This is a genomic window from Faecalicatena contorta, assembly GCF_001404335.1.
Taxonomy (GTDB): domain Bacteria; phylum Bacillota; class Clostridia; order Lachnospirales; family Lachnospiraceae; genus Faecalicatena; species Faecalicatena contortus_B.
This window is the reverse complement of record NZ_CYZU01000110.1, coordinates 1-2,946: the sequence shown is the minus strand read 5'-3', so window position 1 is coordinate 2,946 and position 2,946 is coordinate 1. Positions and strand designations below refer to the sequence as shown.

At 45.5% G+C, this 2,946-nt stretch carries 2 protein-coding genes and 1 pseudogene; 1 reads left to right on the top strand and 2 read right to left on the bottom strand.

Annotated features, from left to right (window positions below):
- Positions 1-134 precede the first annotated feature (134 nt).
- Positions 135-1,166 (bottom strand): LacI family DNA-binding transcriptional regulator, encoded by a 1,032-nt coding sequence (locus ARB69_RS25375; protein ID WP_050641629.1) that lies wholly within the window; start codon positions 1,164-1,166, stop codon positions 135-137.
- 1 nt (position 1,167) lies between these two features.
- Positions 1,168-2,091, bottom strand: a complete 924-nt coding sequence (locus ARB69_RS25370) for a carbohydrate kinase family protein (RefSeq protein WP_055155394.1) — start codon at positions 2,089-2,091, stop codon at positions 1,168-1,170.
- 508 nt (positions 2,092-2,599) lie between these two features.
- Here ARB69_RS25370 and ARB69_RS25365 point away from each other — a divergent pair.
- Positions 2,600-2,946 (top strand): annotated as a pseudogene (locus ARB69_RS25365) (inositol-3-phosphate synthase); the annotation flags it as partial.

The following is a 2,946-nucleotide window of genomic DNA, read 5'->3' as shown; positions in this document are numbered from 1 at the left end:
TGTTCTAGAATCACTTAGCAGCATGGGTGCATATCGCAACGGCATATACAGCCCCAGCACCTCCCCGGCCTCCCTGTCATAAAGCGTCCCCATCCATCGACAAGTCTAAAGCCAGCCAACTAAATCCCGACTTTTTAGGAGGTCTCCCGCAGGATTAGTTCTGGTTTCATTACTACATGTTTTTTCTCTTCCGGTTCTGTCTCTTCCTCTTCATCCTCCAGCTTTGCCCTTGCATCCATTAATTCTATCAGAAGCCTGGCGCTCTCAATGCCCATTCTTAATTTGGGCGATCCGATGGTTGTCAGACGGGGTTTTACAAAGGACAGTATCCCGATGTCGTCATTGCCGCTGAGTGCGATATCATGGGGCAGGTTGAATCCCCTCTCCTGGATTGCACAGATCGCACCTATTGCGATATAATCGCTGTAACACATCACGGACAGCGGGGGTTTATTGCGCTCCAGTATACGCTTCATGCTCTCGTATCCGTCCGCCTGATCCGTACAGCCGGATACGACCATGTTCGGCTCATACGGAATGCCGCAGTCTTCGAGGGCCTTCTTGTAGCCCTCCAGCCTGTTCTGCGCGGAAGAAACACTGGGCAGGAAATTCAGGAAAAAAATCTTCTCATTGCCGTAACTGCAGAGGTGCTTTGCTGTCATATATGCAGCCTGATAATCATCCAGTACCACATAGGTATCCTCGCCTTTTTCCAGGTAACGGTTCACCAGAACATAGGGGATGTCATATTTCCGCAGCAGTTCACAGCTCTTTTTATTTCCCGCCGCCGGTGTCAGGATTACTCCTGCCACGTTAAGACCCCTCAGCTCGTCTACAAGCTGAATCTCTTTATCCACATCCTCATGGCTGTTCATCACGACGCAATGGTAGCCGTGGGCCGATAACGTCTCTTCGATCCCCCGGATCACCCTTGCGTAGAATGGGTTGGCATTATCACTGATGATAATCCCAACCATGTTGGTCCGCTGCTGGCGGAAACTTCGGGCAACCTGATTCGGCACATAGTTTACTTCTCTTGCATAGTCCAGAATCTCTTTTTTCCTCTTAGCGGATATATCCGGATGGTCATTCAGCGCCTTAGATACCGTCGTAATACTTACACCAAGCCCCTCTGCCAGGTCCTTCAATCTTGTTACTTTTTTCATACTATAATTTTCCCTCCATCCGCAGCTTGACCATTCTTTCAACCGGCATCCTGCTCTCCACGCATCCGCCGTTCTCTTCCAGAATCAGTGATGCCATACTGTTGGCATACTCTACTGCATAAACTATGTCATCGGGCTTTTCATCCAAAGCCGCCATTAAACCTGCCGAAAATGCATCTCCGGCTCCCGTCAGGTTCTTTTCCTTTCCTTCCATCGTAGGGTAACTGTCCGAAAACTGTACTTTTCCGCCTGCCCCCTGGAATGCCGCCCCCTGATCTCCCATGGTAACAACGGCATATCTGGGGCCTCTTGCAGTCAGATACTCCAGGCAGTCTTCCACGCTTTGATCCGGCATCAGATAACGCAGGTCATCCTGGCTGGCTTTTATTATGAATGCATTTGCACATAAATCATCCACCAGTTTTCTTCCCCGGTATGTTCCTACCGGAAAATGATTGTAGGAGGTGGTTCCGCCGTATCCGCCCAGATCCACGATAATGCGCTTTCCGGCCGCATTCAGCTTCTGGCATATCTCAATGTCCACTTCATAGTCCATTGGGCAGATGAAAAATGTGGAGGCTTCCAGATATGTCTCCGGTATTACTTCATAACTGATCACAGGAGCTACTTTAAAATACTCTACCCTGTTTTTCGCATCTTCCTGATAAATCAAATGATTCTCTGTCGTATACATATAGGGAATGCATCCCGTTGTATCCACCATGCGCAGTTCTCTTTCTATTAGCTTCTGCATCTCCTCGCCGCAATAGGTCACAATCCCCGTACTCTTTCCGGCTTTCGCCAGAGCCAGGCTTGTATATGCACAGGGGCTTCCAAGAACCGGCCCCACTATCTTATCCGTCAGAAAAATTGTCTCTTTTACAATATTGCCTATAGTGACAATATCTACCTTTTCATTTTTCACTGAGTATCCCCTCCGTTCAATCTGCTGGCAAAAGTTTGTTTCACTCCTTAACAGCAGAGATTTTTCTATGTACAGCCTCACTATAACGAAAAAAACTGAAATAATAAGTAACATTTAAGTTATCGGTACAGTAACTGTATTTTCTTAATTTTTAGTATAGCTTACTATTCAAACATTGTCCAACACTTTATACAAAAAAATCCGCTTTTTTCTGCTCCTTCAGCCGATTTTTCATTCAACATTAGACTTTTTGAGAATATTGACTAATTTTCTCTGAACTTTTTGTGCATATATGCCAATTGACATTTTTATTTTTTGGATTTAGAATGGGGTCATGAAGCAGATCAAATGATACAGTTAACGTTAACTATCATTTATTTATCTTTTCACATTTTCATACTGAGGACAACCTAATAAATTTTTTTGTCCGGTTACTTAAACGTTAACTTTAACATTTGCTCCAGCATCAAATACATAATAATCCATATTATCTCAGGAGGAAAAAACTATGGCAGAGAAAAAAATCAGATTGGCACTCGTCGGAGTAGGTAACTGCGCATGCTCTCTCGTTCAGGGAATCGAGTTCTATAAGACACCGGAGATTGCAGAAGAAGCCGGCGGACTTATGCATTATAACCTGGGGGGATATGTTCCTTCCGATATCGAAGTTGTTGTAGGTTTTGATATTGATTCCAAGAAGGTGGGCAAGGATGTCAGCGAAGCGATTCTGGAATGGCCAAACTGTACATACAAGATCTGCGATGTTCCGAAACTTGGGGCGCCGGTATTAAAAGGACCAGTCCTGGACGGAGCTCCGGATCATCTGCAGCACTACTATGGCAAAGACTACTTTAC